Origin of the sequence: Achromobacter sp. GbtcB20 (genome assembly GCF_019091095.1) — a bacterium.
Classification (GTDB): Bacteria; Pseudomonadota; Gammaproteobacteria; order Burkholderiales; family Burkholderiaceae_B; genus Achromobacter; species Achromobacter mucicolens.
Genome location: NZ_JAGXJZ010000459.1, coordinates 1 through 289 on the forward strand (window position 1 = coordinate 1; position 289 = coordinate 289).

A 289-nucleotide genomic window follows, 5' to 3' on the forward strand; every position below is an offset into this window, starting at 1 on the left:
TCTGCTCCTGGTGCCCGCCAATACTCACCCAGTGATTCGCCACCGTCTTGTCGCGGCGGTTGTTGCCCACTTCCTCGGTGCGGTCCTTGCCTGTGTAGATCGTGTGATTACGCCCCACCGTCAGAAAGTCATCCCGCCCGATGTCGTGCCGCCGATCCTGGCCGATGTTCACCTGCTCGTCATTGCCCACGGTCTCCGTGCGGTCGTGGCCGATGGTGATGGTTTCGTCGTTCTCGACCTGCTCGCTGCGGTCGTGACCCACGAACGTCGACTCGTCGTGGTTGACGTG

At 62.3% G+C, this 289-nt stretch carries 1 pseudogene; it reads right to left on the reverse strand.

Annotated elements, in window-relative coordinates:
- Window positions 1–289: pseudogene (locus KVT32_RS29760) on the reverse strand (Rhs element Vgr protein); the annotation flags it as partial.